At 24.3% G+C, this 16,055-nt stretch carries 17 protein-coding genes; 1 reads left to right on the forward strand and 16 read right to left on the reverse strand.

From position 1 onward, the window contains the following. The first annotated feature begins 36 nt into the window (after nt 1-36). Nucleotides 37-906 carry a 4-hydroxy-3-methylbut-2-enyl diphosphate reductase gene (gene ispH, locus SGLAD_RS03530; protein WP_134297668.1) on the forward strand — a complete coding sequence of 290 codons (870 nt, stop codon included), beginning with the start codon at nt 37-39 and terminating at the stop codon, nt 904-906. A 69-nt stretch (nt 907-975) separates the two neighbouring features. Here ispH and SGLAD_RS03535 read toward each other — a convergent pair whose 3' ends face one another. From SGLAD_RS03535 to SGLAD_RS03610, 16 genes are all read right to left on the reverse strand, one after another. Next, nucleotides 976-1,416 carry a GNAT family N-acetyltransferase gene (locus tag SGLAD_RS03535; RefSeq protein WP_134297669.1) on the reverse strand — a complete coding sequence of 147 codons (441 nt, stop codon included), beginning with the start codon at nt 1,414-1,416 and terminating at the stop codon, nt 976-978. A 68-nt stretch (nt 1,417-1,484) separates the two neighbouring features. Then, nucleotides 1,485-2,279, reverse strand: coding sequence for a Nif3-like dinuclear metal center hexameric protein (locus SGLAD_RS03540; RefSeq protein ID WP_134297670.1), 795 nt, complete (start codon nt 2,277-2,279; stop codon nt 1,485-1,487). Then, nucleotides 2,266-2,967, reverse strand: a complete 702-nt coding sequence (locus tag SGLAD_RS03545) for a tRNA (adenine(22)-N(1))-methyltransferase (RefSeq protein ID WP_134297671.1) — start codon at nt 2,965-2,967, stop codon at nt 2,266-2,268. The genes SGLAD_RS03540 and SGLAD_RS03545 overlap by 14 nt, the downstream gene beginning before the upstream one ends. Nucleotide 2,968: 1 nt before the next feature. Further along, entirely contained in the window at nt 2,969-4,387 is a 1,419-nt protein-coding gene (locus SGLAD_RS03550; protein ID WP_134297672.1) for a sigma-70 family RNA polymerase sigma factor, read from the reverse strand. Between the two features lies 1 nt (nt 4,388). Beyond that, nucleotides 4,389-6,326 (reverse strand): DNA primase, encoded by a 1,938-nt coding sequence (gene dnaG, locus SGLAD_RS03555; protein ID WP_134297673.1) that lies wholly within the window; start codon nt 6,324-6,326, stop codon nt 4,389-4,391. 15 nt (nt 6,327-6,341) lie between these two features. Then, nucleotides 6,342-7,715, reverse strand: a complete 1,374-nt coding sequence (locus SGLAD_RS03560; protein ID WP_134297674.1) for a glycine--tRNA ligase — start codon at nt 7,713-7,715, stop codon at nt 6,342-6,344. 108 nt (nt 7,716-7,823) lie between these two features. Further along, entirely contained in the window at nt 7,824-8,606 is a 783-nt protein-coding gene (recO, locus tag SGLAD_RS03565) for a DNA repair protein RecO (protein WP_134297675.1), read from the reverse strand. Nucleotides 8,607-8,614: 8 nt separating this feature from the next. Next, nucleotides 8,615-9,517 carry a GTPase Era gene (gene era, locus SGLAD_RS03570; RefSeq protein WP_134297676.1) on the reverse strand — a complete coding sequence of 301 codons (903 nt, stop codon included), beginning with the start codon at nt 9,515-9,517 and terminating at the stop codon, nt 8,615-8,617. Nucleotides 9,518-9,530: 13 nt separating this feature from the next. Continuing rightward, nucleotides 9,531-10,718, reverse strand: coding sequence for a hypothetical protein (locus SGLAD_RS03575; RefSeq protein WP_134297677.1), 1,188 nt, complete (start codon nt 10,716-10,718; stop codon nt 9,531-9,533). Nucleotides 10,719-10,732: 14 nt separating this feature from the next. Then, complete coding sequence (locus tag SGLAD_RS03580; protein WP_134297678.1) at nt 10,733-11,404, reverse strand: hypothetical protein; 672 nt, start codon at nt 11,402-11,404, stop codon at nt 10,733-10,735. Nucleotides 11,405-11,509: 105 nt separating this feature from the next. Further along, entirely contained in the window at nt 11,510-12,247 is a 738-nt protein-coding gene (locus SGLAD_RS03585; protein ID WP_134297679.1) for a hypothetical protein, read from the reverse strand. 35 nt (nt 12,248-12,282) lie between these two features. Beyond that, nucleotides 12,283-12,693, reverse strand: coding sequence for a cytidine deaminase (cdd, locus tag SGLAD_RS03590; RefSeq protein WP_208338080.1), 411 nt, complete (start codon nt 12,691-12,693; stop codon nt 12,283-12,285). 8 nt (nt 12,694-12,701) lie between these two features. Continuing rightward, nucleotides 12,702-13,106, reverse strand: coding sequence for a diacylglycerol kinase family protein (locus SGLAD_RS03595; protein ID WP_134297681.1), 405 nt, complete (start codon nt 13,104-13,106; stop codon nt 12,702-12,704). Between the two features lie 23 nt (nt 13,107-13,129). After that, nucleotides 13,130-13,594 carry an rRNA maturation RNase YbeY gene (ybeY, locus tag SGLAD_RS03600; protein ID WP_134297682.1) on the reverse strand — a complete coding sequence of 155 codons (465 nt, stop codon included), beginning with the start codon at nt 13,592-13,594 and terminating at the stop codon, nt 13,130-13,132. A gap of 28 nt (nt 13,595-13,622) precedes the next feature. Continuing rightward, nucleotides 13,623-14,000 (reverse strand): hypothetical protein, encoded by a 378-nt coding sequence (locus tag SGLAD_RS03605; protein ID WP_134297683.1) that lies wholly within the window; start codon nt 13,998-14,000, stop codon nt 13,623-13,625. A gap of 1 nt (nt 14,001) precedes the next feature. Further along, a complete protein-coding gene (locus SGLAD_RS03610; RefSeq protein WP_134297684.1) occupies nt 14,002-16,023 on the reverse strand; it encodes a cysteine peptidase family C39 domain-containing protein in 2,022 nt (673 codons plus the stop codon). Nucleotides 16,024-16,055: the final 32 nt, after the last annotated feature.

The following is a 16,055-nucleotide window of genomic DNA, read 5'->3' on the forward strand; positions in this document are numbered from 1 at the left end:
TTTTAAGTATTATTATCAATAGAGAGGCTAAATAAGATGAATGTTATAAAAGTTACACCAAGAGGATTTTGTTTAGGAGTTGTAAAGTCAATTAAAATGGCAAAAGATGCTTTAAAAACCTATCCAGACAAAAAGATATATATGATTGGATTGTTAGTTCATAATAAAATAATAGTTAAAGAATTAGAAAATATGGGCATAATTGCAATTGACGATTGAAAGAAATCAAGAATGGAAATTATTAATACCATTCAACCAGGAAGCGTTGTTGTATTTTCAGCTCACGGAACAAATAAAGAAGTTATTAAAGCAGCACAATTAAGGGGTTTGATTTGTATTGATACAAAATGCGAATGAGTTTTAGAAACAGAAGAACTTATTATTAAATATCTTTCATTAGGCTATAAAGTAATATTTGTTGGTAAATTAAATCATCCCGAAACTATTGCTTTGTCAACAATTGATACAAAAAATATTACTCTTGTAACTTGTGTTGAAGATGTTGAAAATCTTAATTTAATTACAAAAAAAATTTTAGCAACTAACCAAACAACATTATCAATTATTGATACAGAACTAATTTATCAAGCTATTTCAAAAAAATATCCTTTTGCTTTAATTAAAAATGACATTTGTGAAGCAACTTATATTCGTCAAAAAGCGATAATTGATTTAGACCCAAATTTAATAGATTTATTATATGTTGTTGGTGATCAAAGAAGTAATAATACTTTAAAACTAGTAGAAATTGCTCAAAATAAAAATATTAAAACATTAAGAATAGATTCAAAAGCAGATATTGATTTAAATGATTTAAAAAACGTAAGAAATGTTGCGGTTACAGCTGGAGCTTCAACTAGTAGTATTGTTCAAAATCAGGTTATAAAATTTTTAGAAGAATTTTAAAATAAAAAAATGTAATTCTAAACTATTGAAAAATTACCCAGTTTAACTAATTACATTTTTTTAATATTTTTATATAAGTGATAAATTCATTTCAATATGTTCTATTTCATCTTCAATAAATTTATCTCCACACTCAACAAAACCGATTTTTTTATAAAAATTAGCAGCATAACATTGAGCATGAATATTTACAGTTTTTGCATTCATTTTATTAATAGAGAATTCTTTTAAATAATCAAGTAATATTAATCCTAAATTGTTTTTTCTATAATCTATTTTAACAGCAATTCTACCTCAACGTAAAATTTCATCTTTATAAAATACTCTAGCACAACAAATAACTTCGTTGTTATTGTAACCAACAATATGATAAGCATAATCATCAATTTCATCTTGATCAGGTACGCTATAACATTCTTGTTCAACAACAAAAATATCATATCTTAATTTAATTGCATCATTAAAAACATCATTGTTTTTTCCTTTTTCAATTTTAAAATCTATTTTCATTATATATCTCCTTAAAGAAAACTTTAACAACTTTATTTGTTAGATAAGATTAATACATTTAAATGTATTTAAATGTATTTAAATGTATTTTTTATATCATAAGGAACAACAACAATACTGTCTCCGTATGTTTTGTTAATTTTGCTTGCTATATCATCAATAAAATGGTTTTCCATATAATGACCTAAACCAAGCATTGTATTATCGTTTTGATCTGCATATAGTCATTCATTTCATTTCGCTTCACCAGTGATAAATACTTCGCCGCTTAATTGTTCAAAAATCATGCAACTCGCACCAGCTCCTGGAGTAATATAAAAACGCTTAATCAACTTATCTAGATTTGCATTTCTAGATAATAAACAATTTGGTTTTCCAAAAATGAATTTCATTTTAGCAACAACATCTTCTAAAACCATTTCACTTAATAAAGTAATTTTATAACCTTCATTGACTTCACCAACTTTTTTGTATTTTTCAATGTTAAATTGGCTAAAAATTAAATCCATTAAATTGTTATTATTACTACTGTCATAATTAGTATGAATTGAATAAACTTGAATTTCTTTTTCAATCAATAATTCATACATTGCTTTTTTAGCTGGGTTATTTAATTCTTGTTCTTTTTCATTAAAAATAAAAGGATGTTTTGTAATAATTAAGTTTGCTTTAATTTCAATCGCTTTATTTAAAGCTTCTTTTGTCAAATCTAGACATACCAATATTTTATCTACTGTATCTTGACTTGCAAGACCATAAACTTCTTCAATTTGAAATCCTACTCTGTCTCATTCTGGGATTTCTTCAATTGGAAATAAATCTTTTAAATATTTAACTATGTCTGTCGTTTTAATTTTTGACATTGCTTAAATTCTCCTTTTTTAGCATTTTTGTGATCATTTTTTTTCTTTTCATAAATTTTTTATAATTTTTATCATTTTTTGGTACTTGATTTAGTAATGAAATTATTTTTTGTTCTTCATACATTCATTTTTCAATAAATAATTTTTTTTCTGTTTGTTTAGAAATAATTGGACCAAACATTATATCTTTTGTAGATTTAATTTTGTGACCTGCAAATTTATTAATTTTAAAAATTTCATAAATTATGTCATTATCTTTTATAATATTTTCATTTTCAATAAAATATTTTTTATCTTTAACTCATTGACGAATGTTTTCTGCATTTGTATTAGAAGAAATTACATAACAATCAATATTTTCATTATCATCTTGTAAAATGTTTAGAATTGTATTTGAACCCATTCCTGCAATAATGCATGAAGAAATTTTAATTTCTTTGCTTTTTGTTCAACTTATTCCATTTGCTAAAATGGTTTCAATTTTTTCGCTTACACCAAAACTTGCGATATTATTTTTTGCAACTGATAAAGGTTTTTCTGAAATATCAGTTGCGTATATTTTTTTTGCTTTATTATCTTTTGCTAAGTAAATTGCAATATAACCATGGTCTGTACCAATGTCTGCAACAACTTCACCATCAGAAATCATCTTTGTAATTGCTAATAATCTTGGGGTTAGTATGCTCATATTAACCTTTAAAGAAGTCTCTTAGTACTTTTGCTTTTGGATTAGAAGCTGATGGCTTAAATTTTCTAATTGTTTTCGCTTCAATTTGACGAATTCTTTCTCTAGTAACTTTTAATTCTTTTCCTACTTCTTCTAAAGTTTTTGGTGAATCATATTTAGATAAATGCGATTGAATCATTTTAGTTTTGTATTTTCTTGTTGCTTGAATTTTTTCTATAGTAGTATCGTAATGAATATCTAGTTCGTTGATGCTTTCTTTTAATTCTTCAAAACTTTCATCTTCACATTCTTCTGCAAGTCTAACCAAAGTTCTTAATTTAGTTGGTAAAATTCCAAAACGCATTCTTATAACTTTTTCTTCTCTTGGTTGTAAAATTTCTGCAAAAACATCATCAATAACTTCTCTTAAAGCTTCTTTTTCTGCATACTCATCTGGAGAAGCAATATCTTTGTCTTCTACAAAATCACCAAAGTGAGTATCATCTTCGTCACCAAATGGTTTTTCTAAACTAACTGGTTCTATTGATAATTTTTTAATTTCTATAACTTTTTGTGCAGTAAATCCCTTACCAAATTGTTTAGCAACTTCTTTAGGAGTTGGTTCTCTTCCCAATTCTTGTGTTAATTGTCTTTCAATTCTTGTTAGTTTGTTAATTGTTTCTACCATATGAACTGGAATACGAATAGTTCTAGCTTGGTCAGCAATCGCTCTTGTTATTGCTTGACGTATTCATCAAGTTGCATAAGTTGAAAATTTAAAACCTTTTGTGTAGTCAAATTTATCAACAGCTTTCATTAAACCAATATTTCCTTCTTCAATTAAATCAGCGAAGTCAAGACCTCTATTTAAATGTTTCCTTGCTACTGAAATAACTAATTTTAAGTTAGAAGTAATTAATTTATCTCTTCCTTCTTTTACAATATCTGGATCTTTATCTTCTAACATTTTTGCATACTCTACTTCTTCATCTTTTGTTAAAATTTTTGAATATCCAATTTGATTAAAATATGATTTAATAATATCTTGAATTTTAGTATCGTTACTAATTCCTCCAACACGATATTTTAATTGAGAACTAGCTTGATTACCTTCTTTTAATTTTTTAGACACTTTTTTTCTTTTTTCAAATTCCGCTGCAAGTTCATCAGCTGATTCATCATCATCGCTTTCTACATCTTCAATTTCAGCAAGTTTTTCTAAGTCCTCTTCATCGATTAGTTCATCTGTAAAGACAACATTATTTTTTGAAAGTTCCTCAAATATTGATCCCATTTCTTCTTCTTCAATATTTGGAAACTTTTTATTTACAACAGTGTAAATTTCTTCTTGAGAGATTTCGTTGTCATGTTTTTCTAAATAACTTATTAAGTACTCTTTAAATTCTTCAATTGTTTCAAATTTTTTTGGGTTTAATGCCATTTTAATTACCACCTTTATTGTATGTTTTTCTTGATAAAATGATTAACTTTTCAATTAATTCAGCTAATCTCTTTTTTGTTTCTAAATCTTTTGAATTATGTAATTCTTTATTCAGATTTGATATATCCCTTAAATATTTATATTGTTCAATATTTGAAAACATATCTTTAATTGCTTTTTTAGTTATATTTTTAACTTTATGCAAAAATAATTTATTGTTCATGTTAAATAAAGATTCATAATATTTTTTGTTAATAGAAAAAATTTTATTTGCAATTTGATCAAAACTATTTCCATGATAATTATCACTTCGATATTCATCAATAATTGTTTTTAAAATAGTTTTTACAGCTTGATCATCAATTAAACTAATATCATTTTCAATTTGTTCTAAATGTTCGTCGTTTTTAATTAAACTTAGAACAAGGGAGGCTTCTGCAAAACTCTTAGAAACTTCTGCTTGTTTTAATAAGCGATCAATATAAAACTTTTCATACTTATTAATGTTTTGTGTTTTAACTTCTTCATAAACATTATCTATATAAAAACCATTTTGATTGTTACCATATTGATTATCAAGTGATAAATCTTCGTAGTTTATATTAAAGTTATTATTTTCATACTCTATTGGTACATTTAATTCCCCAAATACTTTTTGAGGTTCTTTAATATATTTTCGAATAACTTCTTTATCTAATTTTGTTAAATCAGATAAAATAGTTAAACTAGATTCTCTAGTAACTTGGTCGCGTTCGTGATTTATTAAGTCTACTATAATTTCAACAAATTCTTTAACCTGACTTGGATTAGAAAAATCATATTGTTCTTTAAAATGATGTATTGCGAATTCTATTGGAGGATAAGCAAGTTTAATCATATCTTTAATTAAATTAACTTCTCCACCAACTACTAGTTCATCTGGATCTTTATTAGTTTTATTTTCTATAATTTTTACATTAATACTTTTATCCATTAAAAACTTAGCAGCTTTTAATGTTGCACTTAACCCAGCTTTATCTCCGTCTAAAAATAATTTAAAGTTTTTTGTATATTTAGACATTAATTTTATGTGATAATCACTAAAACTAGTTCCCATAATTGCAATTGAATTTTCAATACCAATTCTTTCTAGGCTAATCACATCCATAAAACCTTCTAAAATAATTACTTCATCATTAACTCGGATTTGCTTTTTTGCGTTTGCAAAATTATAAGCAAGTTGAGATTTTTTAAATACTAAATTTTCTGAACTATTTTTATATTTTGGTTGGTCTTCTTTTAAATAAGCCCTTCCAGAAAAACCAATAATATTATTATTTTCATCAGCTAATGGAAATATAATTCTATTTTCAAAAACACATCGATTATTAACGCCCTTTTTATAAAATAAATTAGAATTATCAATATCTTTTTTTTCGTAGCCTTTGTTAATTAGAACTTCGTAAAGATCAACATCTCTTGGACAATATCCAATTTCAAATTTAGAAAGTTCAGCATTAGTAATGTATCTTTTTTTTAAATATTGTCTTGCCAATTTTGCATGTTTTGTAATAAACATTCCCATAAAAAATTCTTGTGCAAACTTATTAATATTAAAAATATTTTGAACTTCAGCTGGATATCTTGGTTTAGAATCTCTAATAACAAGACCATCAATTTTAATTTTTAATTTATTTGCTAAAATTGATAGCGCCTTAAAGAAAGTAACATTTTCAAATTCTTGAATAAAACTAATTACGTTTCCCCCAGTCCCACAAACAAAGCATTTGAATATTTTTTTGTCTGGAGAAATATTTAACGAAGGATCAGAGTCGTTATGAAAAGGACAAACTGCTAAATAATTTCTTCCTTTTTTTTGTACAACAATATAGTCATTAATTACATCAACTATGTTTACAGTTTGAATTATATTATCAATTGATTGTTGACTAATAGCCATACACACACCTCCAAATTAACTTAATTGGTTTTTTAAGTAGCTATCAATTTTGTTTATACTTATTCTTTCTTGTTCCATTGTGTCACGATTTCTAATTGTTACACAATTATCAGAATTTGTTTCAAAATCGATTGTTATACAAAATGGTGTTCCAATTGCATCTTGTCTTCGATATCTTTTTCCAATATTACCTTTTTCATCAAAAGTTGAAGAATAACCTAATGTTTTATTTATTAATTCATAAACTTCTAAACTTTTATCAATTTGTTGCTTTTGTAAAGGTAAAATCGCTACTTTATAAGGTGCTAAATTAAAAGGTAATTGCATTAAAATTCTTTCACCATTATCAAGTTTTTCTTCTTTATAACTTTGACAAAAGATTGCTAAAAGTAGTCTTTCAACCCCAACACTAGGTTCGATTACATTTGCTAAATATTTTTCATTGGTAATTGGATCTAAATAAGTTAAATCTTGGCCACTAGTTTTTTGATGTTGACTTAAATCAAAATCACCTCTATTTGCTATTCCTCATAATTCTCCAACTCCAAATGGAAACTTAAATTCAATATCAACTGTTCTTGAAGAGTAATGAGCTAATTCTTCTTTGTCATGTTCTCTAAGAATGTAATTTTCTTTTTTTATTCCTATTACATTTGTTAAAAAATCTTGTACTTGATCTAACCAATATTCAAATCAATCTTTTGTATCATTTGGAGCAAAAAAGAATTCTAACTCCATTTGTTCAAACTCTCTTGTTCTAAAGATAAAATTCCCGGGAGTAATTTCATTTCTAAATGATTTACCAATTTGTCCGATTCCAAAAGGAAGTTGCTTTCTTAATGTTCTTTGAGCATTTTTATATTGAACAAAAATACCTTGTGCAGTTTCTGGTCTCAAATATACAGTTGAACTTGCATCTTCAACTACACCTTGATTTGTTTTAAACATTAAAGCAAACTTTCTAATATTTGTAAAGTTTGTTTTATTACATTTAGGACAAGTTATTTTTTTTTCATTAATAAACTCTTCAAGTTCACTATCTTGTCATCCTCCAACATTTAAATCAATAAATTTTTCTTCAATTAATTTATCAGCTCTTCAACGTGAATTACATTCTTTACAATCTAACAAAGGATCGTTAAAGTTTCCGATGTGTCCACTTGCTTCTCATACTTTTGGATTCATAATTATTGAACTATCAAGTCCGATGTTATAAGGATTTTTTTTAATAAAAAAATCTCATCAAAGTTGTTTTAAATTATTTTTAAGTTCTGCTCCTAAAGGTCCATAATCTCATGAATTAGCAAGACCTCCATAAATTTCTGAGCCTTGAAAAACAAAACCCATTGATTTTAGATGTGAAATTAATTTTTCCATTTCGATTTTCATTGAATATCTCCTACATAAAAATTTTCTAGCACTGACATAAATAGTCAATACTAGAAAAGCATTTTTATTTTGTTCTTTTAATGCTTGTTTGTCAACCCACAATAAGTGTTATTTGTATAGTAAAGCATTTTTGTCACTAATAAAAGTAGTTGCACTACTTTTTAAAAATTTAGCAGCTCCTATAAAAATACCTAAGTCATTTTCTAAATAATCTAGTAAAATTTTGTGCAAAACAACCAAGTCCATAGAATTATATTTTTTTTCAACTAAATAACTAAAGGTGTGTTTATTAAAATTAAACAAAATATTGACAAAAGAAAGTGGTTGAATTATTTCTCCTGGTCATAAGCATTTTTTACAAACTATTGTTTTATCACTATATTCAAAACGTACCATTAAATTTGTTGTACTTTTACATCTAGAACAACGATTTAGGTTAAATTTATAACCTGAATTTTGTACAAAAAATAGCAAAAATATTACATAGTTGTTAAAAGCATTTTTATTATTGTTTAAGTTGTCTAAAAAAGCTTTAAAAGCACTATATATTTTTTGATTACTAAGTCCTGGACTTAATAATTGATCAATTAAAGCAATTGATACACTTGCATAAACATAATTATTATAATATTTTGCAATATTATAAAACTCTTTTTTTAAGTTTCCAGTTTTTAATTTGCTAACTTTATTGTCACTGCTACTTTTAAAAATTTCAAACTCACTTAAACTTAAAGTTTGAACAGAATATTTATTTTTAGATGCTTCTTTATTTACTCCAGGAGCAAAAAATGAAAGTAGACCATATTGTTTTGAAAACACTTTTATTATTTTGGCAAAATCATCATAGTCTGTGTTTGTTAATACAATAGCTTCAATTCTAATAGCACCCATTATATCACCTAATAACTGTCTTTATCGTATCCAAGTTGTTTGATTAATGAAGCAGAGTTTCTTCATTTTTCTTTAACTTTTACAAATAATTCTAAATAAACTTTATTTGAAAATAAATCCTCAATTTTTTCTCTTGATTTAATACCAATTTGTTTAATTTTACTTCCTTTATTACCAATAATAATTCCTTTTTGACTACTTCTTTCACAAACTATTGAAGCAATTATTTTAATAATTTCAGGTTTATCTTCTAACTTATCAATTAAAATCGCCACACTATGAGGGATTTCTTGCTCAGTTTGCAATAAAATTTCTTCTCGAATAATTTCTCGAATAATAAATCTTTCTGGTTGGTCTGTGTATTGATCATCAGGATAAAATTTAATACCAGTTTCAGGTAAAACTTCTTTAATATCTTCAAGTAAACTTGAAATACTTTCTATTGAAGTTGCACTAGTTGTTAAAATTTTTGCAAATTTAAATTCTTGATTTTTTCAGCTTTTTACTTTTGCTTCTAATCCTTCTTGAGATACTAAATCAGATTTTGTAATCACTAAAAATACTGGGATATCTCTTTCTTTTAAGGTATTTAAAATAAATTTATCATTATCTCCAATAAACTCGTTACTTGGAGCTAAAAATAAAATAACATCAACCCCTTTTGTTGATTGAATTGCAATTTTATTCATATAACGATCTAATTCATTTTGTGCTTTATGAACACCTGGTGTATCAACAAATACATATTGACAATCTTGTTTTGTTAAAATTCCACTAATTTTATTTCTTGTAGTTTGAGCTTTTGGTGTAATAATTGATATTTTTTTTTCTAAAATTGTATTTAATAAAGTTGATTTACCAACATTCGGTCTTCCTATTATTGATATAAATCCTGATTTAATTTTTTCCACAAATTATTCTCCACTAAACACTTGTGTGTTCTACTTTTCTATTCTCTTTTCTTTGTTCTAAGAATTTTTCAAAATCATCTTTGTTTTCAAACATATTTAAAACAATTGCTTTAATTTCTTCTGCATCTTTTATTGTTCATGTGTATCTAATTGCTGCTTTTAAACTTATATATCAAGGAAGAATTAATAATGCATAAAAGTACATATATCAATTTCCACTTTGTCAAGCTTGATTTTGAATTAAGTATAATGCATAAATTAGTAGTCCTAATATAAATGTTTGGTTTAACCAAAAGAATATTAAACTTAACTTATTATATGGAACAACATACGCTCCTAAAAATACAATATAACCAAATATTAAAATTATATACTTAGTTGTTTCATAATGAGTTCCTAAAAATACATCAGTAATTTCAAAAACACTAGCTAATATAATAACAAATCAACCAGCTATAATCATTGCCCTTCTTGACTTTATTTCTCCAGGAGTAACTCAAGTTTTAAAAACAAATGCATTCTCTTTATCTTCAGTTTTTCTGTAACGATCAATTCTAATTCATTCTCTGTTTCACATATTAACGTGCTTAAAAATTCTTATTAATGGGCGAAATGATTTTAATAAAAATATAATTCCAATTAACCACATCCACTGAGTTTTTATCATTTCTCAAACATATGAAGCATCCTTAAACTTGTGTAAAATCCCAATTCAATCAAGAATAAAAATAAAACTTCCATATAATAAAATTTCACTAATAAATAAAAAATTATAAATTGCTGTAAAAATTGTTGTGCCTATTCCAAGTGTTTGATTAAGCATTACAATCATTGTTATTGAAAGAAGCAACACATGATATAGTTGAAGCACTACAAATATATTTAATAAGTTTATTTGATCTTTGAATAAATAATTATCTTCTCCAGGTACTACATAAGTTTTTGTTGATTCAATTTGTACAGCAAATCGTGCGTAAATAAAATAAAATACTCATATCAATTGAAAAGGTAAAGAATAAGTAGCGATACATAAACATCTAACTCTAGAAATAAAATCTCCTTCAGAAACCATGTTTACATGCTTAGATTTTAAAAATCTTTTAGTATACATATCACCCATTTTTCCGTGAACTAGTGATTCTTCGAGAGCTCTACCCCCAATTCTCATTGATCTACGATATCTTCTACTTCTCATTGACATTCTATTTTCTCCCTTTAAAATGCTAAATTAATCATTATAAATAAAAATCCAACCACTCCTGGACCAAATGACCCAAAAAATACTATTTTATAGTCTTTTCAAACTTTTTGTTTTTTTGCTAAATTGATTTGTCTAATTTCATCATTGACTACTCTTTTAATTTTTATAAACTCTAAAAATTTATTTAAACCACAAAGCATAAAAGCAAAGATTAATAAAACTCAAATTGAAGTTATTCCTGAGTCTTTTTCCATTGTTTTTTGTTCGAATAATCAGTGAAATATATCTAAATAACTTCCCCCTCCAATTATTAACAAAGTTATTATCATTATAAAAAAGTGAATAGTAGCTTTTTTAAAAATTATACTTTTAATAAACTTTTTAGCATGTAATTCATTAAAATATCAAACTAAATCTCTTGAGTTATATTCCATTGCTCCTTTAAAAATTGTTTTAGCATAATGTACATCTCGATAAAGTCTAACCTTATCAATCCCTGTAATTCTTGGTACTTTTAAATCATATTTAAGTTTTTCAAATAATTTCTCTCCATCAACTTTAGTATGTAGGCGAATATTTAAAACCCTTCTATGCACCGTCGAAAAATAAAGTGGAGTTATCACTATTAATATCATTCCAATTGCAGATAAAATATCAGTAATTATAGTTTTTTCTGAAAATCACATAACTTCACCTCTCACTAGAATAATTATATAAAATAAATAGTTAAAATAAGGTTTTAATTTTAAATAAAAAAATACATATAAAATGCATTTATTGGTTATTCAGTTTTATTTAAAATTTTTATTTTCAAAACTCGCATCACTCAACGATTCACAATTATGAATTCACAACCCTAAATAATATTTAAATGTGGGTAAATTAGATCATTGTGTAAATGGTATATTTGAAACTTCATCAACTAAATTATGATGAACTTTGATAATGTCTTCAATATCTCAAGTTCTTAATTCAAAAGAAATTGGAGCGATATTTTTATAAATTAATAAGCCATTAACAATCATAATTGAAAATACTTCTGTAAAACAACCAAGTGCTTTTTCAACAGATAATCTAATATGTCAAAGGGCTAACTCTTCAAGTACAGCTTCAACTGACAATTCTTTAAAAATTCTACTACACATATTTTTGTAATAATCTAATAAATTTTTATGATCTTTTGAAGTATCTATAAATGTACTTACAAAAGTTAGATTTGGATCTAAATACTTATAAACTTTAATAATTTCTTCTAACGTACAATCTCCAATGTTTTTTTCATTAATATCTTGATTCAATCGTAATTTTGTAACAAAAATTTTTATATAATTTCAAGCTTTTGCCGCATTAATAATTTCAGGTTCAAATTGTTGGTCTACTGTTTCATTTTCAAATTCATCATCATGTAAAAAATCATATATTTCTTGATGTGATGTTTTAATGTTATTTATCAATCCATATGTTTGAATCATTTCTGCACCAACTTTATTTCAAACATGGTCTTTATCGTTAATTTTATTTAAAAACATAAAAACCTCCTTATTTAATTCTATTTTAACCATTGTTAAAGTTTGATACTTAGGTCATCATTTGAAAAGCTAAAAGGTAAAAAATCTTCAACTTTAAACTCTTTTAAAAAGCCTTTTTTATTAAATATTCAAACGCTTTGATTTTTATTTAATAATTCAATCATAGTTTGTCTACAAGTTCCACAAGGAGAACCTAATTTATTAGAATCAGTGTATAGAGCAAAATACTCTACATCATCTTTATTATAGCCCTGAGCAATCATTTGAGGCAAAGCGTTTCTTTCAGCACAAATTGTTGGATTATATGCTGCATTTTCTACATTAACACCTTTTATTTTTATCCCATTTTTTAAATAAATTATACAAGAAACTTTAAAATTTGAATAAGGAGCATAGGCGTTATTTTTTAATTCATTTAATTCTTCAAAAACTACATCTTTATTCATAATAATTCCTAACTGACTAATTGTGTTATTTTTTCTATTAAAGGTTCTAAGTATATTAAAAAACCAATTGCAACAGAAATTATAGCATTTAAAATACTAGCCGCTGCACAAATATCTTTAATTTTTTTAGCTTGAATATTATATTCAAAACTTAATAAATCCACAAAGTTTTCAATTGAGGTATTTACAAATTCAAATCCAATTAATACACCAATAGTTAGTAAAATTATTGATCATTGAACCAAAGTAATCTTTACTCATATCCCTAACGCTATACAAAGTATAATGGCAAATAAATAAACTACTAAAGTGCTTTCTTCTTTAAATGCAGTAATTATACCTCTTGTAGCATTTCCAAACTTGTTTTTTACTCTAATTCCAACTTTGGCTTTTTTCTTAACTTTATCTGCCATTGTAACCTCCTAATTAAATTATACTACATGTCATATATAACATTTATTTCTTTTAAAATACTTTCTGTTAATTTAAACATAGTTTTTGCATCATTTTCATTTGTTTCGTGATCATAACCTAATATATGCAATAAACCGTGAACAAACAATCAACTCATTTCATCTTCGATTTCATGATTATAAAGGGTTGCTTTATTTAAGGCTTCGTTATAGGTTATAAAAATATCACCAATTTCTTTAAAATCTAATTGATCGTAAATTCCAATAGGATCATCAATTGGAAAAGATATCACATCACCAACATAGTTTTTATTTCGATATTTACTATTAAGTTCTATTGATTTTTCAGGCAATATGAAAAACACCGATAAACTCAGTGTGTTTGTTATATTTAATTTTTCTTTTGTTATAGTTAATAAATTATAAAAAATTGATTCATATTTGTTTAAATCGTTATTGTCTTCATAAATAAAACTTATTTCGTCCATTAAAACCTCTAAATAGAATTATACAATTTTATTTTAAATTGGACAATAAATAATTCAATAAATTAGAGTTTGAACCATATAATAAAACTTTATTATTTTTTTGATCTAATCCTTCTATGTCAATATTTTGAAGTTGTAGTATTCCTGATTCAAATTTAAGAAATTTTTTATCATAATGTCTGTAACCTGATTTATATTCAACTTTTATCGAAACTATTGAGTCGATATTAATTTTTTGTTCAACTAAAACATATATCTTTTTTTCAAACATATCTTTATCATTTAACTTGTCTTGAATAAAATAATTACCTCAATAAATATTTTGTTTTTTTATAATAAATAAAGATAAAAATAAAGTGGCTATTAGGAAAAATGCTAAAAAAATGTGACTAGTAATTCCTTTCATATTATATTTCCATCCTATTTTCAAAAAAATTTTGATATAAAGGATTGTGATCTGTCATTATAACCAAACTATTTTTTTTAATTTTTAAAAAAGTATCAAGCAAATAATAAGCAGTGTTTCTATCAACATTACTTAAAGGCTCATCTATTAAATATAAATCTTTTTTTGTAAAAAATGTAGATATAAAATTTATTATTTGTCTTTGACCTTTACTCAAATTTGCTCCATTTTCAATTACTCTTTTGTTGATATCGATATTATTATTTGCTAAAATTTCAAATAACTGATATTTTTTGAATAATTCTAAATCAATTTGGTTTTGAAATTGCTGTATATTAGCTCAAACACTTCCTGTAAATAAAAAATCATATTGTCCAATATAAAGTATTTTTTCTTTTAAACTATTGGGGTTGATTTTTTTAAATTCTATATCATTAAAAAATAACTCTCCTTCATAATTATTTATGTTACCAGAAAAAAGTTGTAATAAACTAGTTTTTCCAGAACCACTCTTGCCAAAAATAAATGTATTAGTCATAAACTTGTAATTAATATCACTAATAACTTTTGTTTCATTTTTATATTTATAAACTTTTTTACATTCTATAGAGTTTATTTTTTCTAAATTTAATTTAACTTCTTTTTTTAAAGTTTTTTCAAATAAAAAATTTATTTGTTTTATAGCGATTTTGTTATCTTCTTTACTTAAAGTAAAGTTAAAAACTAAGCTTGTAAAACCATATATATAAGTAGATGTAGTTACATAAAATAAAAGTTGAGTGAAAGTTAATTCTTGTTTAGTTATTAATAAACTTGAGATATAAAAAATTAATATATAAAAAAATTTAGAAACAACACTTAATAAAAAACTATTTAAAGACTCTACTCTAAAAATATCATTATCATTTTGAATATTAGTTTGATAAGAGTTTAAAAATTTTCTTTCGAAATGATTTTGTAAAGATTTAGTTTTTATTTCAAAATTAGCTTCAATAATTTCTCTAAACAAGACCGAAAACTTCAAATCATCATTAGTACTTTTTATTTTTTTATCTTTTATTCATAAATTAAAAACATAAGAGAAAAAAACACTTAACACATTTTCAACAAGTAATAAAAATAAAATAGTTTTTGACATGTATCCAATAATTGATAAAGCTAATATAAATAGTACAGATTGAGTTGGTAATACTAAAAAAATCTGAGCTGTTAAACTAATAACTTTATTTATATAAGCAATTTTTTTTATCCATTCTTCTTTAGATAACGTTTGATATTTTTCTATATCCATTTTTAGTATTTTATCAATATAAATTTCTACTATTTTTTTGGCTATATCATTTTTTAAAACAAGTAAAATTTTTGACATTATATAGTTTAATATTATTTGAAATAAAAAAAGCAATGCAAATCCAAAAAAAATAAGTTTTTGATTATTTATATCATCAATTGCTACATTGAAAGAAAAAACTTTCAAAAAGCTACTTGTGATTAAAATAATACAATTTAAAAAAATGGATAATATAAAATAATAAATTATTATATTTATTTTAGTAAAAAATAATGTAAATACATTTGATAAACAATTATTTTTAAACTTAATATTATCTAGTTTTTTAGCAACTCCAAAATAACCATCATAAAGTTTTATAAATTCTTCTATAGAAATTTCTTTTAAATCATTTTCAATAGGATCTGCAATTAAAAAACTCTTTTTATTTTTTTTATAAACAACTATAAAATGATCCTCTAAATCCTTGTTTTTAATTTTTATTATTAATGGTTCTACTATTTTTATTTCTAAAAAATCTTTTATATTACAAAAATATGATTTAAATTGTATTTTGTAAGTTGTTAATAAAGACTCAATATTATAAAAACTAAGTTCCCCTTCTGGAATGTTGTTATCAAATTTTATTTGCTCAATTGTAAGATTCTTTTTTTGTAAATAATTTATAATCATTGTACTAATAGCGATTCCACAATCAGAGTAGTTTTTTTGTTTTACAAATTTATATTCCATATTATCCTCCTAAATATTAAATCGAAAAAAAA

This window comes from Spiroplasma gladiatoris, from assembly GCF_004379335.1.
Lineage (GTDB): Bacteria > Bacillota_I > Bacilli_A > Mycoplasmatales > Mycoplasmataceae > Spiroplasma_A > Spiroplasma_A gladiatoris.